Annotated in this window: 21 protein-coding genes and 1 other RNA gene; 11 read left to right on the top strand and 11 right to left on the bottom strand. The window is 72.8% G+C overall.

What is annotated here, in order from left to right:
* Positions 1 to 31: 31 nt before the first annotated feature.
* Complete coding sequence (locus tag ACFYUV_RS01920; protein WP_349451511.1) at positions 32 to 685, bottom strand: response regulator transcription factor; 654 nt, start codon at positions 683 to 685, stop codon at positions 32 to 34.
* Between the two features lie 223 nt (positions 686 to 908).
* Here ACFYUV_RS01920 and ACFYUV_RS01915 point away from each other — a divergent pair, with 223 nt between their 5' ends.
* The gene (locus ACFYUV_RS01915; RefSeq protein WP_352324241.1) at positions 909 to 1,073 is read left to right on the top strand and encodes a hypothetical protein; all 165 of its coding nucleotides are present in this window, start codon (positions 909 to 911) and stop codon (positions 1,071 to 1,073) included.
* A 63-nt stretch (positions 1,074 to 1,136) separates the two neighbouring features.
* Here ACFYUV_RS01915 and ACFYUV_RS01910 read toward each other — a convergent pair whose 3' ends face one another.
* On the bottom strand, positions 1,137 to 1,925 hold the full coding sequence (locus ACFYUV_RS01910; RefSeq protein WP_387663931.1) for an inositol monophosphatase family protein: 789 nt from the start codon (positions 1,923 to 1,925) through the stop codon (positions 1,137 to 1,139).
* The gene (locus tag ACFYUV_RS01905; RefSeq protein ID WP_387663929.1) at positions 1,925 to 3,901 is read right to left on the bottom strand and encodes a prolyl oligopeptidase family serine peptidase; all 1,977 of its coding nucleotides are present in this window, start codon (positions 3,899 to 3,901) and stop codon (positions 1,925 to 1,927) included. The genes ACFYUV_RS01910 and ACFYUV_RS01905 overlap by 1 nt, the downstream gene beginning before the upstream one ends.
* A gap of 107 nt (positions 3,902 to 4,008) precedes the next feature.
* On the opposite strand from ACFYUV_RS01905, the gene ACFYUV_RS01900 reads away from it, so the two are divergent.
* On the top strand, positions 4,009 to 4,968 hold the full coding sequence (locus tag ACFYUV_RS01900) for a ferrochelatase (protein ID WP_387663927.1): 960 nt from the start codon (positions 4,009 to 4,011) through the stop codon (positions 4,966 to 4,968).
* On the opposite strand, the gene ACFYUV_RS01895 is transcribed toward ACFYUV_RS01900, so the two are convergent.
* The gene (locus ACFYUV_RS01895; protein ID WP_358284604.1) at positions 4,959 to 6,146 is read right to left on the bottom strand and encodes a lytic transglycosylase domain-containing protein; all 1,188 of its coding nucleotides are present in this window, start codon (positions 6,144 to 6,146) and stop codon (positions 4,959 to 4,961) included. The two genes, ACFYUV_RS01900 and ACFYUV_RS01895, sit on opposite strands and share 10 nt — an antisense overlap.
* Before the next feature lie 143 nt (positions 6,147 to 6,289).
* Between ACFYUV_RS01895 and ACFYUV_RS01890 the strand changes: the two genes are divergently transcribed.
* From ACFYUV_RS01890 to ACFYUV_RS01880, 3 genes are read left to right on the top strand one after another with little or no spacing between them, the layout of a single operon-like run.
* On the top strand, positions 6,290 to 7,441 hold the full coding sequence (locus ACFYUV_RS01890; protein WP_387663925.1) for an MFS transporter: 1,152 nt from the start codon (positions 6,290 to 6,292) through the stop codon (positions 7,439 to 7,441).
* 55 nt (positions 7,442 to 7,496) lie between these two features.
* Positions 7,497 to 8,219, top strand: coding sequence for a polysaccharide deacetylase family protein (locus tag ACFYUV_RS01885; protein WP_387663923.1), 723 nt, complete (start codon positions 7,497 to 7,499; stop codon positions 8,217 to 8,219).
* A 44-nt stretch (positions 8,220 to 8,263) separates the two neighbouring features.
* On the top strand, positions 8,264 to 9,541 hold the full coding sequence (locus ACFYUV_RS01880; RefSeq protein ID WP_387663921.1) for a D-arabinono-1,4-lactone oxidase: 1,278 nt from the start codon (positions 8,264 to 8,266) through the stop codon (positions 9,539 to 9,541).
* Here the strand turns inward: ACFYUV_RS01880 and ACFYUV_RS01875 are convergent.
* The gene (locus ACFYUV_RS01875) at positions 9,538 to 10,455 is read right to left on the bottom strand and encodes a hypothetical protein (protein WP_387663919.1); all 918 of its coding nucleotides are present in this window, start codon (positions 10,453 to 10,455) and stop codon (positions 9,538 to 9,540) included. The two genes, ACFYUV_RS01880 and ACFYUV_RS01875, sit on opposite strands and share 4 nt — an antisense overlap.
* Positions 10,456 to 10,568: 113 nt before the next feature.
* Here ACFYUV_RS01875 and ACFYUV_RS01870 point away from each other — a divergent pair, with 113 nt between their 5' ends.
* Positions 10,569 to 11,531 carry a S8 family serine peptidase gene (locus tag ACFYUV_RS01870; protein WP_387663917.1) on the top strand — a complete coding sequence of 321 codons (963 nt, stop codon included), beginning with the start codon at positions 10,569 to 10,571 and terminating at the stop codon, positions 11,529 to 11,531.
* A 161-nt stretch (positions 11,532 to 11,692) separates the two neighbouring features.
* A complete protein-coding gene (gene sepH / locus ACFYUV_RS01865) occupies positions 11,693 to 14,500 on the top strand; it encodes a septation protein SepH (protein WP_387663915.1) in 2,808 nt (935 codons plus the stop codon).
* A gap of 100 nt (positions 14,501 to 14,600) precedes the next feature.
* Here the strand turns inward: sepH and ACFYUV_RS01860 are convergent, their stop codons facing one another.
* Together ACFYUV_RS01860 and ACFYUV_RS01855 are read right to left on the bottom strand one after the other, a co-directional pair.
* Positions 14,601 to 16,052, bottom strand: a complete 1,452-nt coding sequence (locus ACFYUV_RS01860; RefSeq protein WP_387663913.1) for a PH domain-containing protein — start codon at positions 16,050 to 16,052, stop codon at positions 14,601 to 14,603.
* Positions 16,053 to 16,132: 80 nt separating this feature from the next.
* Positions 16,133 to 16,654, bottom strand: a complete 522-nt coding sequence (locus tag ACFYUV_RS01855; protein WP_358284587.1) for a PH domain-containing protein — start codon at positions 16,652 to 16,654, stop codon at positions 16,133 to 16,135.
* 1,109 nt (positions 16,655 to 17,763) lie between these two features.
* Between ACFYUV_RS01855 and ACFYUV_RS01850 the strand changes: the two genes are divergently transcribed.
* The 4 genes from ACFYUV_RS01850 to ACFYUV_RS01835 all read left to right on the top strand — a co-directional run bounded on the left by ACFYUV_RS01850 (position 17,764) and on the right by ACFYUV_RS01835 (position 23,199).
* Positions 17,764 to 18,276, top strand: a complete 513-nt coding sequence (locus ACFYUV_RS01850; RefSeq protein WP_352324255.1) for a YbhB/YbcL family Raf kinase inhibitor-like protein — start codon at positions 17,764 to 17,766, stop codon at positions 18,274 to 18,276.
* A 199-nt stretch (positions 18,277 to 18,475) separates the two neighbouring features.
* The gene (locus ACFYUV_RS01845) at positions 18,476 to 19,873 is read left to right on the top strand and encodes a hypothetical protein (protein WP_387663911.1); all 1,398 of its coding nucleotides are present in this window, start codon (positions 18,476 to 18,478) and stop codon (positions 19,871 to 19,873) included.
* Between the two features lie 80 nt (positions 19,874 to 19,953).
* Positions 19,954 to 22,149, top strand: coding sequence for a SulP family inorganic anion transporter (locus ACFYUV_RS01840; protein ID WP_387663909.1), 2,196 nt, complete (start codon positions 19,954 to 19,956; stop codon positions 22,147 to 22,149).
* A 33-nt stretch (positions 22,150 to 22,182) separates the two neighbouring features.
* Positions 22,183 to 23,199 (top strand): NAD-dependent epimerase/dehydratase family protein, encoded by a 1,017-nt coding sequence (locus ACFYUV_RS01835; RefSeq protein ID WP_387663907.1) that lies wholly within the window; start codon positions 22,183 to 22,185, stop codon positions 23,197 to 23,199.
* 377 nt (positions 23,200 to 23,576) lie between these two features.
* Here ACFYUV_RS01835 and ACFYUV_RS01830 read toward each other — a convergent pair whose 3' ends face one another.
* The 4 genes from ACFYUV_RS01830 to ACFYUV_RS01815 form a co-directional block, all read right to left on the bottom strand.
* Positions 23,577 to 23,813, bottom strand: a complete 237-nt coding sequence (locus ACFYUV_RS01830; RefSeq protein ID WP_387663905.1) for a hypothetical protein — start codon at positions 23,811 to 23,813, stop codon at positions 23,577 to 23,579.
* Positions 23,814 to 23,882: 69 nt separating this feature from the next.
* Positions 23,883 to 24,273, bottom strand: an RNA gene (gene rnpB, locus ACFYUV_RS01825) — RNase P RNA component class A.
* A 221-nt stretch (positions 24,274 to 24,494) separates the two neighbouring features.
* Positions 24,495 to 25,736 (bottom strand): bifunctional RNase H/acid phosphatase, encoded by a 1,242-nt coding sequence (locus ACFYUV_RS01820; protein ID WP_364328728.1) that lies wholly within the window; start codon positions 25,734 to 25,736, stop codon positions 24,495 to 24,497.
* Positions 25,733 to 26,473: a C4-type zinc ribbon domain-containing protein gene (locus tag ACFYUV_RS01815; RefSeq protein ID WP_358284573.1), complete on the bottom strand. Its 741-nt coding sequence runs from the start codon at positions 26,471 to 26,473 to the stop codon at positions 25,733 to 25,735. The genes ACFYUV_RS01820 and ACFYUV_RS01815 overlap by 4 nt, the downstream gene beginning before the upstream one ends.
* Position 26,474 lies beyond the last annotated feature (1 nt).

The following is a 26,474-nucleotide window of genomic DNA, read 5'->3' as shown; positions in this document are numbered from 1 at the left end:
GTCGGCCCCGCCCCGCGCTCTGGCCGTTCGCTCACAACTTGTACCCAACCCCGGGCACGGTCTCGATCACCTGAGGCTCGCCCAGCTTCTTCCGCAGCGTCATCATGGTCACCCGGACGACGTTCGTGAACGGGTCGATGTTCTCGTCCCACGCCTTGTCCAGCAGGTCCTCCTGGCTGACCACCGCGCCCTCGGCGCGCATCAGCTCCTCCAGGACCGCGAACTCCTTCTTGGTGAGCACGATCTCCTTGCCGTCGCGCTCGACCAGCCGCTTGCCCGGGTCGAGGCGGATCCCGGCCCGCTCCAGCACGGGCGGCAGGGCGGGCGCCGAACGCCGGCCGAGCGCGCGCACCCGGGCCACCAGCTCGATGAACACGAACGGCTTGGCCAGGTAGTCGTCGGCCCCGAGGCCGAGCCCCTCCACCTTGTCGTCCACGTCGCCGGAGGCGGTCAGCATGAGGATCCGCGAGGCCGAGCGCTGCTCGACCAGCCGGCGGCACACCTCGTCGCCGTGCACGACCGGCAGGTCGCGGTCGAGCACGATCACGTCGTAGTCGATGTAGGAGGTGCGCTCAAGGGCGCCGCCGCCGTCGTAGGCGACGTCGACGGCCATGGCCTCACGCCGCAGCCCGGTCGCGATCGCGTCGGCGAGCACCCGCTCATCCTCGACAACCAGCACTCGCACGCCTGGTACACCCTCTTTCCGGTTCCGGTGTCTCATTCTGCCTACAGGCTCGATAAGCGCACGGTAAGGCATGTCCAGGGGTGTGCCGGGCAGGGGCCGCACAAATTCATGTTTCAGAGGGCGATAACCCGGGGTATGCCGTCGGGACACCCATTGCCCGGACATCCAGTGGCAATGGTTCCCTTCGCCCCGCACGGATCGAACCCCTGAGAGAGTAGGTGAGATGGGCGAGTTCACCACCACGATCGAACGCCGCCTCGACCAGGCTTACAAGAGCCTCTCCGAGGCCCGCAGCACCGGCGACGACTACCTCGCCGACACCCTCACCGCCGAGATCGAGGACCTGCGCCGCCTGGCCGACGATCACGGCGTCCCACTGCCGCGCTAGACATACGCGTGCGACGGCCGGGGCCCGCCGGGCCCCGGCCGTCCTGTCATGCCCGCGGCCCGGTCAGGAGTCGCGTTCGGGGTCCAGCGGCACGAGCAGGTCGTGCAGCTCCTCGAACAGGCCGGGAGCCGCGCACAGCGCGAACTCCGGGCCGACCGGCCGGCCGTGCAGGCCGCCGAGCCGGGCGCCCGCCTCGGTCGCCACCAGCCCGGCCGCGGCGTGGTCCCACGCGTTGGTGCCGCGCTCGTAGTACGCGTCCACCCGGCCCGCCGCCACCGAGCACAGGTCGATGGCGCACGAGCCGCCGCGCCGGATGTCGCGCACCCGCGGCAGCACCGCCGCCACGACCCGTCCCTGCACCTCGCGGCGCGGCGCCGAGTAGCCGAACCCGGTCGCGACCAGCGCCCGGGCCAGCGGCACCCCGCTGTTGCAGCGCAGCCGCGCGCCGCCCAGCCAGGCTCCCTCGCCGAGCGCGGCGGTGAACACCTCGCCCCGCGCCGGCACGTTGACGACCCCCGCCACGATTCGCCCGGCCACCTCGACGGCGATGGACACCGCCCAGTCGGGCAGGCCGTACAGGAAGTTGACGGTGCCGTCGACGGGATCGACGATCCACCGCACGTCGGACGCGCCCGGCGCCTCGCCGCCCTCCTCGCCCAGGAACCGGTCGCCCGGACGGACCGCCAGGACCCGCTCGCGGATCAGCTCCTCCGACGCCTTGTCCAGGATGGTGACGACGTCCGTGGGGCTGGACTTGGTCTCGACGTCCTCCGACATCGTGGGCCGCTTGGCCAGGAGCATGTCCCCGGCCTCGCGGGCGACGTCCTCGGCCAGCCGCAGGAAGTCGGTCATCAGGCCACCGAGTCCGGGCGCTTCCACTCCTCGCCGAGCACGTGCTGGGCGAGGAAGGCGAGCACGGTCTCGTACCAGGCGACGATGTTGCCCGGCTTGAGGATCCAGTGGTTCTCGTCGGGGAAGTACAGGAACTTCGACTCGACGTCGGTGCGCTGCAGGTCCCACCACAGGCGCAGGGACTCGCCGATCGGCACCCGGTAGTCCTTGTCACCGTGGATGACGAGCATCGGGGTGGTGATCTTGCCGAGCCCGAGGTGCGGCGAGAGCTGGTCGTAGCGCTCCGAGCCGGGCTCGCCGAACTCGCGCTGCCAGTACAGCGAGGAGTCGGTGGTGCCGGCGAACTGGTCGAGGTTCCACAGCGCGGCGTGGGTGACGATGGCCTGGTAGCGGTCGGTGTGCCCGGCCAGCCAGTTGGCCATGTAGCCGCCGAACGAGCCGCCCATCGCCGCCACGCGCTCGTCGTCGATGTCGTCCCTGGCCAGGGCGACGTCCACGATGGCGTCGAGGTCGGCCTGGGTGCGCGGGCCCCAGGCGCCCCAGCCGCGGTCGATCATCTCCTGGCCGTAGCCGGTGGACAGGCAGGGGTCGGGCATGAGGACGGCGTACCCGCGCTGCGCCATGATCCACGACTGCCAGCGCCACTGCCAGTCGTTCCAGGACGCGACCGGTCCGCCGTGGATCCACAGCAGGAACGGCGCCGGGTTGTCGGCCGAGGCGCCCTCGGGCAGCACGAGCCAGCCGCGCACGGTCGCGCCGTCGTCGGCGGTGGCCGAGATCTCGGTCAGCGTGCCCGGCACCTCGGGGCGCGGGGCCGGCGAGGGCAGGTCGGCGATCTCGCCGGTGGCCGCGTCGATCCTGGCGGGGGCGGGGGCGAGGGCGATGTTGCTGCGCAGGGCGTAGACGTACGCGCCGTCGGCGCTGGCGTTGACCCCGAGGTAGGCGGCGTCGTCGCCGGTGAGCCTGGTGTGCTCGCCGTCCAGCGGGACGCGGAAGACCGGGCGGCGGCCCTGGTGGTCGGCGACGAGGTAGAGGGCCGAGGAGTCGGGGGCCCAGGCGAGGTCCGTCGGGAACAGGTCGGGGGCGTAGGCCCGGCCCTCGCCGGTGGCCAGGTCGGCGATCCACAGCTCCACGCGGACGGAGACGTCCGTGCTCGTGATGCGCTCGCGCGCGCAGGCCACCCGCGTGCCGTCGGGCGAGACGGCGATCGGGCCGCCGAAGTCGTGCGCCTCGTCGGTGAGCAGGGTGCGCCGCTCGCCGGTGGCCACGTCGATGGCGACCAGGTCCGTACGGCTGTCGCCGCCGGACAGGTACCTGCGCCAGGTGACGATCACGGTGGAGCCGTCAGGGGTGAGCTCGAAGGCGGCCTCGCGCAGCGCCTCGCCCGCGTCGGGGGTCAGCTCGCGCACGTCCTCCAGGCGGTCGGCGCCGAGCCGGCCGGTGAACAGCCGGGTGCGGGCCGGGCCGAGGTCGTGGTCCCAGTAGCGGACCGGGTAGCCCTCGTGCAGGATCGCGCTGGTCCCGGCGTCCTTGCGGGCCTTGCGCCGCTCCTCCTCGGTCGACTCGTCGCCGTCGAGCACGTCGGAGGCGAACACCACCACGTCGCCCGCCGTGCGCGCGGCGCCGATGCCGCCGGGGCGGGTGGCGATCTGGCGGGCCTCGCCGCCGGCGCGCGGCAGCAGCCACAGCGCGGGCACCTCGTCGGTCGCGTCCTTGACGGTGGTGTCGGGGCGCGCGGAGGTGAACAGCACGTCCCCGGCGTCGGTGAAGACGGCGGCCGTCTCGCCCTTGGCGGAACGGGTCAGACGGTACGGCTCACCGTCGAGGGGGATCGCCCAGAGCGCGCTGCCGTACGACTTGCCGTCCGGATTGAGGGCCTGCACGGCCGAGATCAGACGGGAGCCGTCAGGCGAGAGCTTCAGGGAGAGGACCCGGGGAATGGCCACATAGTCACGAATGTCATCGAATGCGCTCACTCGATCGAACCTACCTGGTCACCGGCGCTCCGCGGGCGACACCGCGCTCCGCGCCTCCTCCCCCTCCCTCGGGCCGGACCGCCCGCTCTCCTGACTAGGCTTGACACGTGGCTGATTACGACGCTCTGCTCGTCCTGTCGTTCGGCGGACCCGAGGGCCCCGACGACGTGCTGCCGTTCCTGGAGAACGTCGTGCGGGGGCGCGGCGTGCCGCGCGAGCGGCTGCTCGCGGTGGCCGAGCACTACCAGGGCTTCGGCGGCGTCAGCCCGATCAACCAGCAGAACCGCGAGCTGGTCGAGGCGCTGGGCCCGGTCGCCGGCGTGCCGGTCTACTGGGGCAACCGCAACTGGCACCCCTTCGGCGAGGACACCGTGCGGCGGATGGCGGCCGACGGCGTGCGCCGGGCCGCCGTCTTCGCCACCTCGGCGTTCGCCGGATATTCGAGCTGCCGCCAGTACTACGAGGACATCGCCAGGATCTCCGTCGAGGGCGGCCCCGAGCTGATCAAGATGCGGCACTTCGGCGACCATCCGGGGTTCGTCGCGGCGATGGCCGACCACACGCGCCAGGCGCTGGAGCGGCTGGGCCGCCAGGACGCCCGGCTGGTGTTCACCGCCCACAGCATCCCGGTGTCGATGGCCGAGACCGCCGGCCCCTCGGGCGGCCTGTACGAGTCCCAGCTCCGCCGCAGCGCCGAGCTGGTCAACCAGGCGCTGGGCCGCGACGAGCCCTGGCACCTGGTGTGGCAGTCGCGCAGCGGCCCCCCGCAGGTGCCGTGGCTGGAGCCCGACGTGTGCGACTTCCTGCGCAAGACGGACGCCGGCTCGGTCGTGCTGGTGCCGATCGGGTTCGTCTCCGACCACATGGAGGTCGTCTACGACCTCGACACCGAGGCCCGGCAGGTGGCCGCCGAGCTGGGCCTGCCGATGGAGCGCGCGGCGACGGCCGGCACCCATCCGGCGTTCGTGCGCATGGTCAGAGAGCTGATGGACGAGCCGGAGCCCGTCGCGTGCCCGCTCACCTGCTGCCCGCGTCCGGTCCGGCCCGGCGGGCGGCCTCAGGCGTAGGTGCGGGCGTACGCCTCGGCGATGCCCATGACCTTGTCCACGTAGTCCCACGAGTGGTTGTAGAACCAGATCGACTTGCGCAGCTTCGCGCCGCCCTTGCCCGCGCCGTTGGCGCACAGGTAGTTGGCGGCGCCGGGCACCGCGTCGTAGGGGCTCCAGATGTCGGCCTTGCCGTCGCCGTCGCCGTCCACGCCGTAGTGCTTCCAGGTGGCGGGCATGAACTGCATCGGCCCCAGGGCGCCCGCGCTGGAGGGGCCGTTGTTGCGGCCGTGGCTGCTCTCGACCTGGCCGATGGCCGCCAGCACCGTCCAGGACAGGCCGGGGCAGCGGGTGGCGGCGGCCTTGTAGAGGTCGAGGTAGCTGTTCGGGCGGCCGACGGTGACCGGCTGCTGCTGTTGCCGCTGCGGTTGCTGCTGCTGTTGCCGCTGGGTGCGGCTGGCCGCGTCGAGCACGACGACCTGCGCGCCCTTGCCGAGCAGCCGCCGCACGCCGGCCTCGGCGATCGTGCCCGGCTTGCCGTGCAGCAGCACCGCGACGCCCTTCGCGAAGCCGAGCGACCGGCCCACCTCCAGGCTGACCAGGCCGTCCACGCCGGAGAGCCCGAGCGTGGCCGAGGCCGCGACCCGGAGTCTCGGGCCGCCGTCCACCTGGTACATCGCGCCGAGGATCATGCCGTACCTGCGCGTCGTGCCGGCCTCGGCGACCAGCTCGCCCCTGGCCAGCGCGCTCCAGACGGCGGGCTGGTCGGCGACGGGCTGGGGCGTCCAGGAGCGGAAGTCGGCCGGGTCGACGGCCAGCAGGTTGAGCGACGTGCCGGCGACCTTGACCGCGCCGGCGTCCACGACGGCGGCCTTCTGCACGTGCTTGAGCGCCCCCAGAGCGAGCCTCGTCCGCCGGGAGACCGTGGCGGGCGCGATCGCCAGCACGCGCGGCGGCGTCACGGTGACGCCCGGCCCGCCCTGGCCGAAATCCTTGACCGGCGCCGTCGTGGGTACGAGCTGGTCGAGGCGGGGAGCGGCCTCCGGAACCGCGCGGGTGATCGGCCTGCGCACCGGCTCCTGGGCCGTTCTGACCAGGTCATCGCCCATGAGCACGACGACTCCCCCGGCCACGGCGGTGACCACGAGCACGCCGAGGACCATGAGCAGGACCGCGCGGAGAGAGGGAAGACCGGACATCAGCCACACGTTAACCCACTCACCGGAAATATCACTTGCCATCCGGACAGACGGTGCGCCATCGTGGGGGCGCCAAGTAAGGGGGAAACAGCGTGGTCGGGCCTTACCGGGGATTGTTCAACGGGCCCGGAGTCAAAGGATTCGTGCTGGCCGGGTTCGTCGGCCGGATGCCGATGTCCATGCTCGGCATCGGCGTCGTGCTGCTGATCTCCACCGTCACCGGGTCCTTCGCCACCGCCGGCGCGGTCGGCGCCACCACCAACGTGGCCTTCGCGATCGCGGCGCCGCTGTCGGGGCGGCTGGTGGACAGGTTCGGCCAGAACCGGGTGATCGCCCCCTTCTCGGTGGTCAACGCGCTGGCGATGGCCGCGCTGATGCTCAGCGCCGCGCTCGGCCTGCCCGAGTGGACGCTGTACGTCTCCGGCCTGCTGATCGGCGCGTCCTCCCTGTCCATCGGGTCGATGGTGCGGGCCCGCTGGTCCACGATCCACGGCGGCACCGGGACGCTGCACACCGCCTTCGCCTTCGAGTCCGTGGCCGACGAGGTCGTCTTCGTCACCGGGCCCGCGCTCGTCACGGTGCTGGCCACCGCGATCAACCCGTACGCGGGGCTGCTGGTGGCGCTGGTGTGCATGCTCGGCGGCTGCCTGGCCCTGGCGGCGCAGCGGCGTACGCAGCCGCCCGTGCAACCGGTCAGGACGGCCGGCGGCACCCCCATCCTGATCCCCGGCATCGCCCTGCTGGCGTGCGTCTACCTCGGGCTCGGCGCGGTGTTCGGCTCGGTGGACCTGATCATGGTCGCCTTCGCCGAGGAGCACGGCGTGAAGGGCGCCTCGGGATTCCTGCTGGCGGCGTTCGCGGGCGGGTCGATGGTGTCGGGGCTGTGGTTCGGCTCGCGGGAGTGGCGGATCTCGCTGCGCGCCCGGTTCATCCGCGCGCTGGGCGTGTTCGTGGTGGGCCTGCTGCCGATCCTGCTCGTGGACGACCCGTGGGTCATGGCCGCCGTGGCGTTCGTGGCCGGTCTGGCCATCTCGCCGACGCTCATCACCGGGTTCTCGCTCACCGAGCGGCTGGTCCCGCCGTCCCTGCTCACCGAGGGCATGGCCTGGATCTCCACCTCGATCGGGTTCGGCGTGGCGATCGGCGCGTGGGCGGGCGGGCAGCTCACCGACGCCTTCGGCGCGTCCAGCGCGTTCGGCTTCGCGGTGTGCGCGGCGCTCCTGGCGGCGATCGTGGGCGTCGGAGGTTCGGGTTTGCTGAGACTTCCGGAAGCGCCTTCACCCCTGAAGAGCTGATCCGCTACGGTCGGGAGTTATCCCTCGCAACACCCATCACACCGGAAGCTTTGCTATGTCCCGACAAATCACTTCACTTCTAGCTATCGCGGCAGTTTGCGTCACCCTGGCTCCCGCGCCCGCGTTCGCCCAGACGCCGAAGAAGGCCGAGGTCGATTGCGAGCAGGTCAAGTGCATCGCGCTGACCTTCGACGACGGGCCCGGCCAGTACGCGGGCACCCTGCTGGACACCCTCAAGAAGTACGGCGCCAAGGCGACGTTCTTCCTGGAGGGCCAGTACGTGAACAGCCGCCCGGCCTTCGTCAAGCGCATGGTCACCGAGGGCCACGAGGTGGGCAACCACAGCTACAAGCACCCCGACTTCACCAAGATCGACGCCGGGGTCATCAGGAGCGAGATCAAGAAGACCCAGGACGCGGTCAAGAAGGCGGCGGGCGTCGAGCCCAAGCTGCTGCGCCCGCCGTACGGGCTGGCCGACATCCAGGTGTCGGACGTCGCGACCGAGTTCGGCATGCCCATGATCCTGTGGACGGCCGGCTCGCACGACTGGGACACCAAGAACGTCGAGGCCATCAAGAAGAAGACCCTTGAGGTGGCCGAGCGCGACGGCATCATCCTCATGCACGACTGGGTCAAGCAGACCGTGGACGCCATGCCCTCGATCGTCAAGTCGCTGCAGGCCAAGGGGTACCAGCTGGTCACGGTCTCCGACGTGATCAAGCAGCAGAACCTGCAGCCCGGTCAGGTTTTCCCGGTTCCCGAAGGCTGGGATAAGTGAGTATCGTTCACGTTTAATCGGAACGACGCTCGGAGGGGCGCCTCATGGTCTTCACTAACTGGGCCGGGAATCAGACGGGCGCCCCTGCCGAGGTGCGCACCCCCGCGAGCGTGGCGGACGTCGTCCAGGCCGTGCGGGACGCCTCGGCCGCCGGGCGCCGCCTGCGCATGGTCGGCACGGGCCACTCCTTCACCGGGGTGGCCCTCACCGACGGGATCATGCTCCGCCCCGAGGGGCTGAGCGGCATCAGGTCCGCCGGCGAGGACCGCGTCACGGTGCTGGCCGGCACGCCGCTCAAGGTGCTGAACGAGCTGCTCGACCAGCGCGGGCTGGCCCTGGCCAACATGGGCGACATCACCGAGCAGACCGTCGCCGGGGCGATCCAGACCGGCACCCACGGCACCGGGCGCGACAGCGGCGGCCTGGCCGACCAGGTCACCGAGCTGGAGCTAGTGCTCGCCGACGGCTCGGTCGCCACGGCCGTGCCCGGCGAGGACCTGTTCGACGCGGCCCGGGTCGGTCTCGGGGCGCTGGGCGTGCTGACGGCCGTGACGTTCCGGGTGGAGCCCGCGTTCCTGCTGCGCAACCGGCGTCGCAGGATGACGCTCACCGACATCCTCGCCTCGCTCGACTCGCTGACCTCGGCCAACGAGCACCTCGACTTCTTCTGGCTGCCGCACACCGACGCCTGCCTGGTCAAGACCAACAACAGGGACGCGGGCCCGGCCAGGCCGCCGAGCCCGTTCAAGCACTGGCTGGACAACGTGTTCCTGGAGAACACCGTCTTCGGCGCCGCCTGCGCCGTCGGCGGGCGGCGTCCGGCGCTGATCCCGCGGATCAACGCGATCAGCGCGGCGGCCCTCGGCGACTCGGAGGCGGTGGACACCTCGTACAAGGTGTTCACCGCCCGCCGGGACGTGCGGTTCCTGGAGATGGAGTACGCCGTGCCGCGCGAGCACCTGGCCCAGGCGCTGCGCGAGACCCGCGACCTGATCGACCGGATGGACTGGAAGGTCACCTTCCCCGTCGAGGTGCGCGTCACGCCGCCCAGCGACGCCTGGCTGTCCACCGCGTACGGCCGCGACTCGGCCTACGTCGCCTGTCACATCTACCGGCCCACGCCCAACCCCGCCTACTTCGAGGGCGTGGAGGAGATCATGAACCGGCTGGACGGCCGGCCGCACTGGGGCAAGATGCACACCCGGGACGCCGCGTACCTGCGCAAGGTCTACCCCCGCTTCGACGACTTCGTCGCGCTGCGCGACCGGCTGGACCCGCGCCGGGTGTTCACCAACGACTACCTCGACGTGGTGCTCGGCTAGCGCCCCTCCTGCTGCGCCGGCGGCTCGTCCGGCTGCGTCGTGGCCGGGGGCGCGCTGGACTGCTGCTCGCCGGGGTCGGGACGCTCCTGCTCCTCCTCGCCGGGCCCGGGCGTCTCGGGGACGGGCTCGACCGTGTCCGTGGGCGTGGGCGCCGGCGTGCCGCTCGGACTCGGCTCGCCGGTCCCGGAGGGCGGCGGAGTGCGCGGCGTGTCCGTGGGCGTCGGGGTGGGGGTCGGGGTCGGGGTCGGCGACTGCGTCGGACCGATCGGCCGGTCGTCGCGGTCCTGGCGGTCGTGCCCCTGATCCTTGACGGGGGCGCGCTGCTGCTCCTTCACCGACGTCTGCCCGCCGGTGACCCGCTCGTGCAGCGTCCGGTGGTCGAGGGCCTGGAAGGCGAGGATGCCGCCCATGCTGACCGCGAACACCAGCGCGGCCGCGACCGCCATCTTCAGCCACGGCAGCCCGCCGCGCCCGGCGGGCTCGACGACCGGCATGACCAGCGTGTCATGCCCCTGGCCGCCGCCTCCCCGGACGGCGTGCGCGGCGGTCTGCTCCCCTGCGGCCCCGGCGGCGGGCGCGGCAGTCCCTTCCCCTGCGGCCCGGGTGGCGTGCGCGGCGGTCTCCTCGCCCGCGGCCGGGGTGGCGTTCGCGGCGGCGGCGAGCAGGCCCTGCCCCTCCTCCTGCTCCTCGCGCCACGCGGACAGCGTGTGCTGCTTGACCCGGTCGCCGGTGCGCTTGAGATAGTGCGTATAGACGGCACTGGCCACCGTGCTCGCGATGCTGACCACGGCGGCGCCGATCACGGTGCCCGCCACCCCGAGGTAGGAGGCGGCCACCGCGGCGGTGACGGCGGCGAGGGCGCTCCCGAGGATCTGTGGCACGCTCAGCTCGAACTTCCGCTGCTCGCCGGTCATCCCCCGGATCAGTCCCCTCTGGTCATGCGTACGGTAAAGAGCTTCCTCGTGAATAGACGCGAGCGCGTGTCCCGTTGTTCCTGTGACCTGCGCGACAGGCATCCTCGTAACTCGTGCCCCGACGATTCGGCCTACCCTCCGTCTACCTCGCCGCGGCCGTGGCGACGGCCGCGACGACCGCTGTCCCGCTCGCCATGACGCCCGCCTCCGGACTCGCCCTGCGCCCCTCGGCCTCCGAGCCCACCCGGCCCTACATCGTCACGGCCCGCAGCCGCGCGGACGCCCGGGACCTCGTCGCGGAGGTGAGATGGCGGGTACGGCGTTACTACACCGAGGCTCTGCCGGGTTTCGCCACCTTCCTCACCGTCGGCGAGCTGGCCGAGCTCAGATCCGATCGCCGGGTCCTCGCCGTCGAGCCCGACCGCGAGATCCACGCCATGCCCGGCGACGCCCCCGCCCCCGCCCCCGACACGGACGCCACCACGGGCGCCGATTCGGGCGCGGGCACGACCGTCTTCGTCCTGGACACCGGCGTCGACGTCACCCGGGCCGAGTTCGGCGACCGGGCCTGGCGCGCCTTCGACGCCACCGGCGGCACCGGGCGCGACTGCGGCGGGCACGGCACGCGCGTGGCCAGGGCCGTCGCCTCGCGGGCGCCGGAGGCCAGGATCGCCTCGGTGCGGGTGCTCGGCTGCGCGGGGTCGGGCTCGCTGGCCGACGTGCTGGCCGGGCTCGACTGGATCCGGCGGCACGCGCGCGGCCCGTCCGTCGTCACGCTCGCCGCCGACGGGGCCGACTCGCCCGCGCTCGGCGCGGCCGTACGGTCGCTGGTGCGCTCGGGGGTGTTCGTCGTGGGCGCGGCCGACTCGGGCTGGTGCCAGGTTTCCTCCGGCGGGCAGGCGTTCTCGGCGGGCGCCCCGTACCTCGCCGCCGCCGCGACGCGTCTTCTCGAACGCCGTCCCGACGCCGCCCCCTCCCTTGTCGCGAGTTCGCTGAAGTGCACAACAGCACGCGCCGCGATTCGCCAGAATCCGTCGAGGAGCTCTAACCTCCTCATGCACAGCGGCGGGCGTTAGAGGAAATGGAATCCACAAATGTGACCGGCGTCACATCGCCCCCGGGGCTTCCCAGGAAGGCGATGTTCGGACATGCCGGGTACGGTGCTGGCAGGCAACCGGCACACGCGAGAGACTCAAGGGTCCGGGGGAAGAATGGCGACGCTGACGAAGGGACTCGCATGCAGGAGCTCCGACTCGTCGCGGTGAGTGAGGACGGCACCTATCTCGTGCTGGCTACTGCCGGGCGAGGTACGCGCTTCACCCTTCCCGTGGACGACCGGCTCCGTGCTGCCGTCCGCGGCAACTTCTCCCGTCTCGGCCAGTACGAGATCGAAGTGGAGAGCCCGTTGCGCCCCAAGGAGATCCAGGCACGCATCCGCGCCGGAGAGACAGCGGAAGAGATCGCCGCGACCGCCGGGATCCCGGTCGAACGAGTCCGCTGGTTCGAGGGCCCGGTGCTGCAGGAGCGGGAGTACGTCGCCCAGCAGGCGCAGCGCGTCGCCGTCCGCATGCCCGGGGAGACCGCGCCCGGTCCCACCCTCGGCGAGCTGGTGGCCGAGCGGCTGACCAGGCGCGGCGTGCCCACCGACGAGATCGACTGGGACTCCGCCAAGCGCGACGACGGCCTGTGGCGGGTCAAGCTCGGCTACGTCTGGAACGGTCACACGCGCCACGCCGAATGGCTCTTCGACCCGCGCAAGCGCCACGTCTCCCCGCACGACGACGAGGCCATGCGCCTGTCGTCGGCCGACTTCGATCCCGAGCCCGCCGTGGTGGAGGACACCACGGTCACGCCGTTCGCGCCGCGGGTGGCCAAGCTGCAGCCGGTGCCGCCGCTCGCCTCCGACCCGCTGCCGTTCCCCTCGGTCGTGCGCCGCGAGCCGGAGGAACCGGCCGTCGGCTACACCCCGCCGCCCAGGCCCGCCGACACCGGCGGCTACGGCCGCGGCCCCGACCTGCCGGGGCGTGACCTCGCGGGACGCGACGTCTCCGGGCGTGACGTGCCGTTCGAGCGGCCGTCCCCGGGGCGGGAGAGCGCGTCGGACGGCTCGTCGTCCCTGCCCGAGACCAGCCGCGCCCCCTTCCGGGGCGAGGGCTTCCACCCGGACCCGTCCCGTGCCGAGGGGCAGCGCGGGGAGCGTGGGGAGCGCGCTGAGGGCCAGCGTGGGGAGACCGCGGGCCGCGAGACCGGCTTCGGCCGCTCTCCGGACGCCTCCTCCCGCCGCGGCGGCACGTCACCGTGGCTGCCGGACTTCGGCTCGGGCCGTTCGGGCGAACGCGACGACTCCATCTACGCGCCCGCCACCCCGCCGCCCTCCCGCCCGCTCACCTCCCACCCGTCACCCACCGAACCCACGACATCCACCCAGCCACCCACCGCCCCGGACCTCCGCCCGCAGCCACCTGCGGCCTCGGACTACCGGACGCAGCCGCCTGCCACCCCGGACTTCGGTACGCAGCCGCCTTCGACCCCTGCACCTGGCACACAGCCGTCGGCCGGCCCGTCGCTGGATGGGGAAGCGTCGGTCAGTCCGTCGCCGGGTGCGCAGCCGCCTGCCGCTCCGGAGGCCGGCGCTCAGTCGGCTGCCGCTCCGGAGGCCGGCGCTCAGTCGCCTGCCGCTTCGGAGGCTCTTGGTCGGCAGGCGGCGGTGTCCGCTCGCGAGGGCACCGCCACGTCGGCGGCTCCTGAGGTCCTGCCGACGTCGGCCGGTCATGAAGGGCCGGTGACGCCGCCGTCCTCGCCGACGGCCGCCGGGGAGCGCACGGCCCAGCCCGACGCTTCCGTCCCGGCCCAGCCCGCCACCTCGATGCCCGCCGCCGCGGCGCCCGTCCAGCCGGAGCCCTCCGCCACGGCCGACGTGCAGCAGGAGGCCGCGGCCACCACGGAGGCCCAGCCGACGGGCTCGGCCGTGGATGCTCAGCACTCCGCGACGCCGGCGGCCGACACCACGTCCGTCTCCGCCACGGCCGAGACAGACACCACCGGTTCTCCCGCGCCCGAAGACGCCGCCACCACCTCCGACACCGGCGACGCCCAGGTCACCACGCCCGAGGCAAGCGACTCCACCGCGCCCTCGTCAGACGCCTCTGCGGCCGGTGCGACGGACGTCCCGGACGCTGCGGAGGCTTCCTCCGCCGCACCCACCGAAACGCCCACGGTCGCCACCACCGACTCCACGCCCGCCCCCACCGAGGCGACCGCCTCGGACGTGACGTCAAGCGCGCCGGCCGCCGCGGAGCCCGCGCCCAAGACGCCCGAATCCACCGAGCCGGAGGACGCGACGACCGCAGCCTCCCAGCCGGAGGACGCGGCAACCGCACCGCAGGCGCAGGCCACCACACCCACGCCGACCACCGAGAGCGCACCGGCAGCCGCCGAGGACGCCCCGGAACCCGCAACGACCGCCGAGTCGGACGCCACAACCGAGGCCGAGCCGGCTCCGACCGAGACGGCGACGCCCGACGCACCCGCCGCCGAGACATCTGCCGCCCAGGACGCACCGGCCGACGAGCCCTCAGCCGCCACCCCGCAGGACGTGCCGGCCGCCGAGACCGACCAAGAGTCCTCGACCGCTCCGGAGCCGGCTGCCGCGAAGTCCCCGGACGCCGAGCAGGAGCGCCCGGCGACGGCACCGGAGCCCGCCGCCCAGGACGTGCCCGCCGAGGACGTGCCCGCCCAGGACACGGCCGTGCCGGAAGCGTCCGAGGAGGTGGCGGAGAAGGTCGAGGAGAAGGTCGAGGTGGCCGAGAAGAAGGCGCCCGCGCCCAGGCCCAAGCCGGGCCCCGGCGCGCCCAAGGGCACCCCGCCGGTCCCGGCCGCGCGTCCCGGCAAGGACGACGCCAAGGGCCCCGGCAAGGACGACGTCCCGGTGCCCTCTCCGCCGCCCGCTCCGGCCGCGCGTCAGGCGCGCAAGAACTCGCGTGGCCGCCGAGCCTCCGTGCCGACGTGGGACGAGATCATGTTCGGCGCCCGCCGCCAGGACTGACCCGCACCCGATCAAGCGACCGCAGGCCGCGCCCACCTCGACAGGAGGGCGCGGCCTCGGTCGTTCAAGAAGGAAGTACCGCGGGGTTCGGCGGAGGCGTTCAGTCCTGTGGCGGGACGGTGTGAGGCCGCATGAACGGGGCCAGCCACTCCGGCGTCACCTCGGCGGGGAACGCCGCGCCCTGAGCCTCCGAGACGTCCAGCGCGTCGTAGCCGCCCTTGCCCGCTCCGACCCCCGCGATCAGCGTCAACACCCCGGCCCGCCGTTGGAACCAGGTCTGGCGCAGCCGCCAGCCCACCACGGCCCGGCGTTCGATCACCGCCTCGGCACGGCGCAACGAGCCCGACCGGACCACCAGCCGGGCGCCGTCGTAGCCGTGCCCCAGGGAGGCGTACCGGTCGAGGCCCAGGAACACCCCAGCGCCCGCCAGGAGCAACGCCAGGACCGTCAGGATCCACCAGAGCATCATTCCTGTGGCCCACGCCCCGGCGGCGCTCAGCGTGGCCAGGAGGAGCCACGGGAAGACCGCCCGGAACAGACGGCGGTTGCGGGCGACCGGCGGATGGGCGCGCAGGCTGGAGCGGAAGGGGCCCACGGCGTCGGCGGTGACGCCGACGGCGACCTGGCGCGGCACGTCGGGCAGCAACTGCCCGCGCGTCTCGGAGTCGCCGAGCCCGGTCACGATCGCCCAGACGCGTACGACCCCGGCCAGGCGTTCGGCCAGGCCGTCGACGATCTCGTAACCGCGCACCCGCCGGGACTCCAGCGACACGCTGCGCCGGTTGATCAGCCCGCGTTCGGCCACGAGGTAGCCGTCGCGGCGGGTGAGCCTGAAGTCCCAGTTGAAGACCGCGTACATCACGCCGCCGACGAACGGCATGGCGACGACCAGCAGCAGCGCCACGACGAGCAGCAGGTAGGGGTGCTCCCACAGCCACTCTCCCGCGTTCCAGGCGGCGTCCTGGCCGAAGCCCAGGTCGTCGCCCCACTGGAAGGCCAGCCCCACCGCGCCGCCGGCGAGCGCGAACGGCGTGAGCAGGTACGCCCCGGACAGCGGCCCGTACAGGAGCCACCGGCGCGGGACGGCGATGATCGGCCGGTCCACGGGCGCGGGGCCGGGCCCGGGGATGTGCTCGGCCTCCCTGACCTGGACGGCACGGCGCAGCAGCACCGCCTTGAGTCGTTCGGCCTCGCCCAGCGTGACGCCGTCGAGCGCGGCCTCCTCGTCGTCGCCGCTCGCGCCCGTGTCGACCTTGAGCACGGCCAGCCCGAGAATGCGGTGCATGGGCGGCGTGGACACGTCGACGCCGCGCACCCGTTCCAGCGGGATGGTCCGGATCGAGCGGCTGATGAGCGACCGCTTGGTCTCCAGGCGGTCGCCGACGATCTCGTACGTGAAGGTGGCCCAGCGGATGACCGCGAACACGACGGTGCCGACGACGCCGAACGCCGCCCACGCGTACGACCTGGCCGAGAAGCCGCCCACGAACAGCACGCCGACCAGGGGCAGCAGCAGCGAGGGCAGCATGCGTACCGGGTCGATGAGCAGCACTTTGGGGCTCAGCCGCCTGGGCGCGGGGGGCGGGGGCGGCGGAGGAGGAGGCAGAGAGGGCGGTGGTGGCGGCGGCTGGGTCACGTGGCGTCGTCCCTGAGCTCTTCGGCGCGGTGGGCGAGCCGTTCGGCGAGCCCGGCCGCCACCTCGAAGTCGAGGCCCTTGATCGTGGACGAGCCCGCGTGCGAGGCGGTGCGGATCTCCAGCGTGGCCAGGCCGAGCAGCCGTTCCATCCACCCCTGGCCCTTGTCGACCGTCTGGATGCGGCTCACCGGCACGAACACCCACTCCCTGGTCAGGAACCCCGACCTGGCGTAGACGACGTCGCCCGACAACTCCCAGCGGTGGACGGCGTACCTGATGAACGGCTCCGCCGCCAGGAACGGCGTCAGCACGACCCCGACCACCAGCGGCAACAACCAGGAACGCGCGGCGAACCAGGACGGCACCCACGACCAGCCGCTGCCGCCCACCCACCCGGCCACCACGGCCGAACCGCCCACGAAGAGCACGAATCCGATCGCCGCCTGCAGCAACCACAGGCGGCGGGCCTTGGGCGAGACGCGGTGCGCGGGGTCACGCAGTGGGCCTTTTGACGTCACAAGAACCAGCTTAGGGCGCACGCCCCGAAAGACGATCTGACCCCGACCCCAAGATCTCTTCCATCCCCGGCACGGCTGCCAAGGTCACCCACGAAAGGCATCCCCACAGCCAGGGCCAGCCGGCCCTCGGGGGTCCGGAGTGTAGAGCCGGCGAACGGGCGAGAGACAGTGCCGGTCGGCAGACCCGAGCCAGCGAGCAGAAGCCAAGGGGCCCCCAAGTCCCGGCCCCGAGGTGCCGAGGGCAGGGAGCCGGGGGTCCCGGGGGGCCCGGGGGCGGAGAGGCTTCCTCTGCTCGGGGCTTGGGAGCGCAGGGCCCGCACCCGCTGAGAGCACGAGGGCATAGACGACGCTCAGGCTGCTCGGAGGGTCATAGGCCAAGAGCCGAAGGGAGTCCGGCCCGGCCGAGGAGCGCCAGTGCCCGCCCGGCGGCATTGCGCAGGCCCCCGCGTGCCCCGCCCGGCGGCAGGTAAAGATCGGACGGGCGGCGCGGCGTGTCGGACGGCCGGCCGGGGGCGACGGGTGCATGCTCGGTGGCGGCCGGCCGCAGGCTGTCGTGCTGGGCCACGTCGGCGGCGCCACGTTCGTGCCATCCAGGCCCGGCGGCGCGTTACCGCACCACGCGCGAAACGCCCTCACGAAGCGTGGCAGCCGCCGTCCGCCCGAAGCCAGAGCGACGCGGCAGCCCCCCGGCCTCACCAGCCATAGGCAGCCGCCGCCCTTCCGCGACGCGCAGAGACCTGGGCAGCCGCCCCCCCAGCGCAAAGCACATCTGCCTCGTCCGGCGCATCTGAATTTTGCGTGCCGGGCGCCGTCCGAAACCATGCCCGTTTTGTCCGGTGAGCTCGCGCGCCGCGACCGCGCCGCCCGCCCCGGGGAACGGGCAGGCCAGGAAGGTCATCAGATCGTCACCCCCGGGCCTCCGCCGACGGCGTCCCTGTGGCCAACTTCACCCCCAGGATCCCCGCATTCTGGCCGGTTTCGGCTCCTTTACCGACGACCGACCATCGGGAAACGGTCTGCGCACCGCCGAGAGCCGCGTAGCATCATCCGGCATGGGGCTGTGTAACACGGCATCACGTGTGAGGCGGGCCGCTGTCAGTGTGACAGTGGTGGCTTTCGCGCTCACCCTGTCAGGTTGCGCCGCCCTGGGCATCGGAAGATCCCAGGCCAAGGAGATCGCGGAGATCAACGTCTCGAGCCCCGAGTTGCGCGACGGCATGCCGCTGCCGAGCGAGTTCTCCTGCCGAGGCCGCCAGGGCAGCCCGCCGCTGCGCTGGTCCAGCGAACCCTTGCCGAAGGCGAAGTCGATCGCGATCGTGGTCGATTCCCATACTCCCTCCGAATCGGCCGTTCACTGGGTGCTCTACAACATCCCGGCGACCACGACCGAGCTGGGGCCGGGCGCCGCCGAGAGTCCTCCCGAGGGCTCCGGCCAGGCCACGGTGACCAGTGGGAAGGCGGGCTACGAACCGCCCTGCAACACTCCGGGCAGCTACCGGTTCACCGTCTACACGCTGAACGACAAGGTCGAGGCGAAGGAGGGCGGCCTCCCCGAGATCTTGAAGGAGATCGCCGACCACACGATCGCCCGGGGCCGGCTGACGGCGGTGAACATCCAGTGACAGGTCGATCACCGCAGGTAGACCGGATGAACCAATTCTTTGCGTAGGGTGTGACAACTCTCATAGTGGTCCGACAGAATCAGATCCAATTGTTAGGCATTGGTGATCAAAGGGGGCAGATCGCGTCGATGGCCGCGCGATCTCACCGATGCCACAGGGAGGCCATGGCTTTGAGGGTGGTGCAATGATCGCGGTCGTCGTGAGCTTGGTCGCTGTCGTGCTCCTCGTGCTCGTCGTCGTGGCACTGGGCATGCGTTCCATGAACCGCCGGGAGAGCTCTCTCCCTCCGGAACGGCTGAAGGAGATGGCCGAGAAGGAGGAGATGACGCACGCCCGGTCCACCGACGAGTTCGCCGCGCACGAACCGCGCATGGCCAATTTCAGCCCTGACTTCTCCCCGATCGACGAGGTGAAGCCGAAGCCCGTGCGCACCGGCCAGCGTGGCAGGCGTGGCGTCGACGAGTGGGGCAACCCGACCACCGACCACGAGGACGAGGAGTTCTGGGCGAACATCCGCAGCGACGCCGAGGAGGGCGGTTTCGGCGCCGGCGGCACCGTGGCGGCCCGGAAGGGCGCCTCCCGTCCCGTCGAGCGTGAGCAGCCCGCCGAGCGCCGTGAGCGTCCCGCGAAGCCCAAGCCCGTGGCCGCCGCGGCCGACCCCAACGCCGCGACCGTCCAGGCCCCGCTGCCCCAGCGCCAGCCCGCCGCAGCCGCGGCCAACCTCGCCGACCTGGTGGAGCCCGCCAAGCGGCCCACCCCCTCCGCCTCCGACATGGCCGACCAGCGCACGGTGACGTTCGCGGCGCCCACGCCCGACGTGCTCAGCCTCCTCGGCGGCGCCCAGCCGGTCGTGCCGGCCTCCCGCCCCGAGCCCCTGCCCGCGAGCGGCGCCCACCCGGCCGTCCCGGCAGCGGGGGGCTCGTTCCCCGCCAACCCGGCCGCCGGCGGCGGCTCCTACGCGGGCGTCACCTCCAGCGGGTCCTTCCCGGTCGCGCCCGTCGCGCCGATCCACGGCGCGCCGACCAGCGACCCGTTCCCCGCGTACAACAACGCCGCCAACAACGCGGCCGACGCTCTTGAGACCACCTGGACGGGCGCGCCCGCCGCGGCCACCTCCGGCTCCTGGCCCGCCGCCTCGCCCGACATCCTCGACGACCCCTCCCCCGCCTCCTACGGCGGCCCGGCGAGCTCCTGGCCCGCCTTCGTGGAGCAGCCCGCCGCCACCGCCTCGCCGGCCGCCGCGTTCCCGGCCTCGTACGAGGTGCGCGCCGGCTGGGCCGTGGCCGACGACTCCGGCTCGCCCATCACGGGCCCCTCTCCGGCCACCGGCACGCCGACCGTCCCCGCCCGCGCGGTCTCGGCCTACGACGACGTCCTGTCGGCTCCGCCGGTGCCGCCCGCGCCGTCCTCCATCGCGTACGAGACCGGCGACTTCACCGCCGGGTCCGGCCCCGCCTGGCCCGAGCCGCCGTCCGGCACGGCGAACTGGCCGACGTACGGCGGGCAGTCGCAGGGCGCCGCCGCTCCCGGCCAGGCCGACAACGGCGGCGGCCGTCGCCGGGCTCCCGAGCAGGACTACAACGACTACTACCGGTGATCTCCGGCCCCTTACCGAATGAGTAAAACCCCCGCGACGACCCCCTAAAGCGGGGGTGGCGCACCACTAGGGTTTCCGACATGATCGGCGATACCCTCAGTAGCTGGCTGCGTACGCTACGGCATGATCTACCCGCTTCGCTCGTGGTCTTCCTCGTCGCAGTCCCGTTCTCCCTGGGCATCGCGGCGGCCTCGGGCGCCCCGCCGGCGGCCGGGCTCATCGCCGCCGTCGTGGGCGGGGTCGTGGCCGGGTCTCTGGGCGGGTCGGCCGTTCAGGTGAGCGGGCCCGCGGCAGGGGTGTCCGTGGTGGTCGTGGAGCTGGTGCGGATCCACGGCTGGCGGGCCACGTGCATGATCACGCTACTGGCGGGGGTCGTCCAGCTCGTGCTCGGCGTGGTCAAGGCCGCCCGGGTCGTCCCGGCCGTCTCCCCCGCGGTCCTGCGCGGCCTGCTGGCCGCGGTCGGCGTGATCCTCGCGCTCTCCCAGCTCCACGTGGTGCTCGGCGGACAGCCCCAGCTGTCGGCCCTGGCCAACCTCGCCGAGTTGCCCGGCCAGATCGCCGGCCTGCACGGGCACAAGGTCGCGCTGGGCCTGTTCACGATCATGGTGCTGGCGTCGTGGACGCGGCTGCCGGCCCGCGTCAGGGTGGTGCCCGCGCCGCTGGTCGCGCTGCCGGCCACGGCGGGCGTCGCCTGGCTGGCCGGCTGGGACGTCACCCACATCGACCTGGCGGGCAGCTTCTCCGGGTGGGGATTCCCCGTGCTGCCGTCCGCCGACTGGCACACGATCGTGGGCGCGGTGCTGCTCGTCGCGCTGCTGGGCAGCGTCGAGTCGCTGCTGTGCGCGTCCGCCGCCGACGGGACGCACCCCGGCCCCCGCGCCGACCTCGACCAGGAGCTGACCGGCCAGGGCGTGGCCAACATGGTGTCGGGGGCGCTGGGCGGGCTGCCGATCGCCGGCGGCGTCGTCCGTACGGAGGCGAACGTGCGGGCGGGCGGGCGCACCCGGTCGGCGGCGATCCTGCACGGGGTGTGGGTGCTGGGCTTCGCGGTGGGTCTCGGCTGGTCGGTGCGGCTGATCCCGCTGGAGGCGCTGGCGGCGCTGCTGGTGTTCACCGGTGTGCGGATGGTGGGGCTGGCGCGCGTCAGGAAGGGGCGCGGGCACGGCGAGGTGCCGGTCTACGTGGTGACGGCGGTGACCGTGATCGTGCTGGGCCTGGCCGAGGGGGTGCTGGCGGGGGCGGCACTGGCCGCGCTGCTGGCGCTGCGCCGGCTGACCTGGGTGAGCGTGCGCAGGCGCGAGGAGCCGGACGGCCGGCTGCACGTGACGATCAGCGGCTCGCTGACGTTCCTCGGCGTGCCCAGGCTGACGCACGAGCTGCGGTCGATCCCCGCGGGCACGCCGGTCGACCTCGACCTCACCATCGACTTCATGGACAACGCGGCCTTCGAGGCCATCCACTCCTGGCGGCTGGACCACGAGCAGGCGGGCGGCACGGTCGACCTCGACGAGCCGCACGACGAGTGGTACACGCTGGCGGCCGGCGGGGCCCGCGCGTACCCCGGCAGGTCGCCGGACCGGCGATGGGTGCCGTGGGCGCAGCGGCGGGCCCGCCCGCAGCGCCGCGCCATCCCCGACGACGGCGGCTCGACCCCGGCGACCTGCACCGAGGGGGCGCGCGACTTTCACCGCACCACGGCGCCGCTGGTCCGGCCGATCTTCACCGAGCTCGCGCACAAGCGGCAGCCGACCCACCTGTTCATCACATGCGCCGACTCCAGGATCGTGCCCAGCCTGATCACGGCGAGCGGTCCCGGCGACCTGTTCACCGTGCGCAACATCGGCAACCTGGTGCCGCGCCGCGGCTCCGAGCCGCACGACGACTCGGTGGTGGCCGCGATCGAGTACGCCACGCAGGTGCTCGGCGTGCGCACGATCACCGTGTGCGGGCACTCGGGATGCGGGGCCATGGCCGGGGTGCTCAGCGCCGGGGTGCAGGCCGGCAGCCTGCCGGGGCTGCGGCGGTGGCTGCGGCACGGGAACCACAGCCTGGCCAGGTTCATCGAGACCGAGGGCGACCGGCTGCACAAGGGGGCCCTCGACGTGTTGTGCCGGGTGAACGTCCAGCAGCAGCTGGAGAACCTGCGCACCTACCGGAAGGTGGACGAGCAGGTCAGGGCGGGCAAGCTGGAGCTGGTGGGCCTGTACTTCGACATCGGGTCGGCGCGGGTGCACCTGGTGCCGCCGCTGCGGTCTTCGCTCTCCGTGAAGTTGTGAGCCCGCGCCCCGCCGGGCGCCGAAGATGGGTTCATGAAGATTTTGCTCATCGGCGGCACGGGGTTCCTGGGGCGCGCCATCGCGGAAGAGGCGTTGGCGCGCGGCCATGAGGTCACGACGTTCAACAGAGGGCAGAGCGGCGGCGACGTGCCGGGCGTCGAGGCCGTGCGCGGCGACCGGGAGTCCGTCGCCGACCTGGAGCGGCTGGCCGACGGCCGGTCGTGGGACTTCGTGGTGGACACGTCCGGGTATGTGCCGCGGGTGGTGGGCGAGTCGGTGCGGGCGCTGTCGGGCCGGGCGGCGACGTACGCGTTCATCTCCAGCGTCTCGGCCCTCGACGGGTTCCCCGCCAAGGCCGCGACCGAGGACACCGGCGGATGGCCGTGCGAGCCCGACGCCGGTCCCGACGACGGCGACTACGGCGTGCTGAAGGCCGGGTGCGAGCGGGCGGTCGAGCAGGGTTTCGACGGCAACGCGCTGATCATCCAGCCTGGGCTGATCCTCGGCCCGTACGAGAACGTGGCCCGGCTGCCCTGGTGGCTGACCCGCATCTCGCGGGGCGGCCGGGTGCTGGCGCCCGGCGATCCCGCCGAGCCGATGCAGCTCATCGATGCCCGCGACGTCGCCATCTTCACCCTCGACCAGGCCGAGCGGGGCGTCGCCGGCCGCTTCGCGGTGACCGGCCCGGCGGGCAACACCACCTACGGCGAGTGGCTGGAGCTGTGCAAGCAGGTCACCGGGTCCGACGCGGAGTTCGTCTGGATGGACGCGGAGTTCCTGGTCGCGCAGGGGGCCGGGGCGTTCGTGGAGCTGCCGCTGTGGGGCGGGCCGCCGTCGGAGGAGAACGCCAACTTCTGGAGCGTGCCGACGGGCAAGGCCGAGGCGGCGGGGCTGCGGGCGCGTCCGGTCGCGGAGACCGTGCGTGACACGTGGGCGTGGCTGCGGGAGATCCCGGAGGAGCAGCGTTCCTACGGGCGCAGGATGGTCCACGGGATGGCCCCGGAGAAGGAGGCCGCCATCCTCGCCGCCTGGGACGCCCGCTCCGCCTGACCCCGAAAGCGCCGCCAGGACCCAAGTGGAAGCGCCGTCGAGCCCCGGGCGGAGTAGCGCCGTCCGGGCCTCGGTGGGGACGCCGTCGGGGCCCGGTGGAGGCGTCGTCAGGGTGCCGAGGCTGTCAGGCAGCCCCGCAGGCGGCTGGGTTTCCGCCCCTCGCCGCCGGGCGCCTGACACGTCGTCGAAACCTTGTGAGCTGGGAAGACGCATACAGCCCAGCTCGACGGGCAGGTGACTGCCGGTGTACGTGAACTCACGGGGGAGGGTTCGACGATGACGTACCAGAGCAGGCCCGTAACGGGCTGGGTGGGCTGGGTATGGTTCGCCGGCATGCTCATGATCATGGCCGGCGTGTTCAACATCATCACCGGTCTCTACGCGGTGATCAACAGCGGGCTGTTCGTCCGCACACCATCCCGCCTGCTGTTCTTCAACGTCGGCACTTGGGGCTGGATCCACCTGTTGTTCGGGGTCGTCCTGCTCCTGACCGGTATCGCGGTGAGCGTGGGGCAGACCTGGGCCCGCATCGTGGCGGTGGTTCTCGTCATGATCAACGCGATGACGCAGCTGACCTGGATCGCGGTCAACCCGTGGTGGTCGCTCGCGGTCATCGCGGTGGACGTACTGGTGCTGTACGCCCTGATCGTGCACGGCCGCGAGGCCCAGGAACTGGGAGGTGAGAGACGAGCCGGCCTGTAGGCCGGGTTCTGTCCTTCGCGAACGAAGGGGCGACCATCCATCTAGGGCCGCCGTTGCCGGCGGCCTCAAGCGGTCTACCCGCGCGGCTCGGGCGGGCAGCCCTCGAACGTCGCGCGCGGAACGCTCCGGAGAGCGTCCCTTCTTGACCTTGCTCCGGGTGGGGTTTACCTAGCCGCCCACGTCACCGTGGGCGCTGGTGGTCTCTTACACCACCCTTTCACCCTCACCTCCCACCGAGGCGGGAGGCGGTCTGCTTTCTGTGGCACTGTCCCGCGGGTCACCCCGGGTCGGCGTTACCGACCACCCTGCCCTGTGGAGCCCGGACCTTCCTCGGCGGGCCCGAAGGCCCGACGCGGCCGCCCGGCCGACTCGTCTTCAGGGAGGTTATCAAACCTCAAGCCGTTCCCAACCGAGTCGCAAGATCGATTGGGTGGGATGGGCATGTCACCGCCTGAGGGGGGCGGAGGCAGCAGCGGCCGCGCCGGGATGTTCTGGCGGCTCCCGGCGCGGCCGCGCTCAACGCCCGCAGGCTGGTCGAGGCACGACTTCGCCACCGCGCGCTCAACGCGAACGGGTCGTGTCGCCGGGCGTGCTCAACGGAGGTGGGCGGTGTCGTTGAAGGACTTCACCACGGCGGGGCCGTCGGCGTAGTACTCGATCAGCGACAGGCAGGCCAGGTCGAGGTGCATCCGGTAGAGCGCGCCCAGAGGCGCCGTGAGGGCGTCGCGCAGCAACATCTTGATCGGTGTCACGTGGGAGACGACGAGGACGGTCTTGCCCTCGTAGCGCTCCACCAGCCGCTCCCCCGCCGCCTGGACGCGGCGGGCCGCCGTGGCGAAGCTCTCGCCGCCGGGCGGCGCGGCGTCGGGGCCGGCCAGCCAGGCGGCCAGCTCGGCGGGCCACTCACGCTGCACCTCGGTGAACGTGTGCCCCTCCCAGGCGCCGAAGTCGGCTTCCCTGAGGTCTTCGTCGATCTCGACGTCGAGCCCGGTGCGCTGGGCCACGGCCTCGGCCGTCTGCCTGGCCCGCTTGAGCGGCGAGGAGACGATGACGTCCGGCCGGTACGGCTCCCGCGACAACCGGTCGGCGGCCGCCGCCGCCTGGGCCAGCCCGTTGGCGGTGAGCTCGGCGTCGCCGAGGCCGGAGAACCTGCGTTCGACCGACAGCGGCGTCTCGCCGTGCCTGAGCAGCAGCAACGAGGTGGCCACGCGGGTGGGCGGGGCCCAGCCGGTGCCCTTGGAGCGCTGCTGGGCGGCGGCCACGGAGGCCGTGGGGGCCGACAGCTCGGCGATGGCGCCCGCGTCGAGGAGGTCGGTCTGCTCGACGACCGGCGCCGGTGTGCGGGCCGCGGGCACGGCGGCAGCGGGGACGGCCCCCGGCGCGCCGGTGTCGTGGGTGCCGCCCGCCTTCCAGGTCAGGCCCTTGGCGGCGGCGTCCATGGCCTCGTTGGCCAGCCGGTCGGCGTGTTTGTTGTGCTCGCGCGGGATCCAGGTCCACTCGACCACCCGCAGCCGCCTGGCCAGCGCGCCGGCCTCAAGGGCGAGCGGACGCAGGCCCTCGTTCTTGATCTTCCAGCGGCCGGCCATCTGCTCGATGACCAGCTTGGAGTCCATCCGCACGGCCACCTCGGCGCCCTCGCCGCCCACCCCCAGCACGGCGGTCAGCCCGGCGATCAGCCCGCGGTACTCGGCCACGTTGTTGGTCGCGACGCCGATCGCCTCGGCGGCCTCGGCCAGCACCTGGCCGTCGGCGGCGTCCCGGACGACCGCGCCGTAGCCGGCGGGGCCCGGGTTGCCGCGCGAGCCGCCGTCGGCCTCGATGACGTAGGACGTCACAGGCCGGACTCCGGGGTGCGGACCAGGATCCGCCGGCACTCCTCGCAGCGCAGCACCTCGTCGTGGGGGGCGGCCTTGATGGAGTTCATCTCGGCGATGGACAGGGCCACCTTGCAGCCCTGGCAACGACCGCCGTGCAGCATGGCGGCGCCCACGACGTACTGCTCCTTGAGCTTGTCGTAGAGCTTGAGCAGGTCGGCGGGGATCTCGCCGGCGACGGCGGCGCGGCGGCCCCGGACCTCGCCCGCCTCCTTGTCGATCTCGGCCAGCGCGGCGTCACGGCGGTCCTCGGCGGCGGCGCGGGTGGCGGCCACCTCGTCGCGCTGGGCGACCAGGTCGGTGACCTTGCTGTCGGCCGCCTCCCTGCGCTCCATGATCTCCAGCACGACCTCCTCCAGGTCGCCCTGGCGCTTCTGCAGCGAGGCGATCTCGGACTGCAGGCTCGCCAGGTCGCGGGGCGAGGTCACGGCGCCGGAGTCGAGGCGCTTCTGGTCGCGGTCGGCGCGGGTGCGCACGGCGTCGACGTCGTTCTCCGCCTTGGTCTGCTCGCGCGCGAGGTCGCCGGCCTCGGTCTCGGCCTCGATGACCTGGGTGACGAGCCGGGCCAGGCGCTTGGACTGCTCGTCGATCTCGGCCAGCTCGGGCAGGGTGCGCCGGCGGTGCGCCAGCCGGTCGATCACGGAGTCGAGCTCTGCCAGGTCGAGCAGTCGCTTCTGGGCCTCAGGGGCTGCTTTCATG

The sequence above is a fragment of the Nonomuraea sp. NPDC003560 genome, assembly GCF_042878785.1.
Lineage (GTDB): Bacteria > Actinomycetota > Actinomycetes > Streptosporangiales > Streptosporangiaceae > Nonomuraea.
This window is presented reverse-complemented; position numbering and strand designations above follow the sequence as displayed.

What these genes read in the sequence shown, in the direction of transcription:
- ACFYUV_RS01885 (WP_387663923.1), top strand. Translation starts at nt 7,497, where the DNA reads ATGTCCCGACAAATCACTTCACTTCTAGCTATCGCGGCAGTTTGCGTC.
- ACFYUV_RS01915 (WP_352324241.1), top strand. Translation starts at nt 909, where the DNA reads ATGGGCGAGTTCACCACCACGATCGAACGCCGCCTCGACCAGGCTTAC.
- ACFYUV_RS01880 (WP_387663921.1), top strand. Translation starts at nt 8,264, where the DNA reads ATGGTCTTCACTAACTGGGCCGGGAATCAGACGGGCGCCCCTGCCGAG.
- ACFYUV_RS01875 (WP_387663919.1), bottom strand. Translation starts at nt 10,455, where the DNA reads ATGACCGGCGAGCAGCGGAAGTTCGAGCTGAGCGTGCCACAGATCCTC.
- ACFYUV_RS01815 (WP_358284573.1), bottom strand. Translation starts at nt 26,473, where the DNA reads ATGAAAGCAGCCCCTGAGGCCCAGAAGCGACTGCTCGACCTGGCAGAG.
- ACFYUV_RS01895 (WP_358284604.1), bottom strand. Translation starts at nt 6,146, where the DNA reads ATGTCCGGTCTTCCCTCTCTCCGCGCGGTCCTGCTCATGGTCCTCGGC.
- ACFYUV_RS01830 (WP_387663905.1), bottom strand. Translation starts at nt 23,813, where the DNA reads ATGACCGCGAGCGACCACCACGGGTTGACCGCGATCCAGGTCAGCTGC.
- ACFYUV_RS01835 (WP_387663907.1), top strand. Translation starts at nt 22,183, where the DNA reads ATGAAGATTTTGCTCATCGGCGGCACGGGGTTCCTGGGGCGCGCCATC.
- ACFYUV_RS01910 (WP_387663931.1), bottom strand. Translation starts at nt 1,925, where the DNA reads ATGACCGACTTCCTGCGGCTGGCCGAGGACGTCGCCCGCGAGGCCGGG.
- sepH (WP_387663915.1), top strand. Translation starts at nt 11,693, where the DNA reads ATGCAGGAGCTCCGACTCGTCGCGGTGAGTGAGGACGGCACCTATCTC.
- ACFYUV_RS01840 (WP_387663909.1), top strand. Translation starts at nt 19,954, where the DNA reads ATGATCGGCGATACCCTCAGTAGCTGGCTGCGTACGCTACGGCATGAT.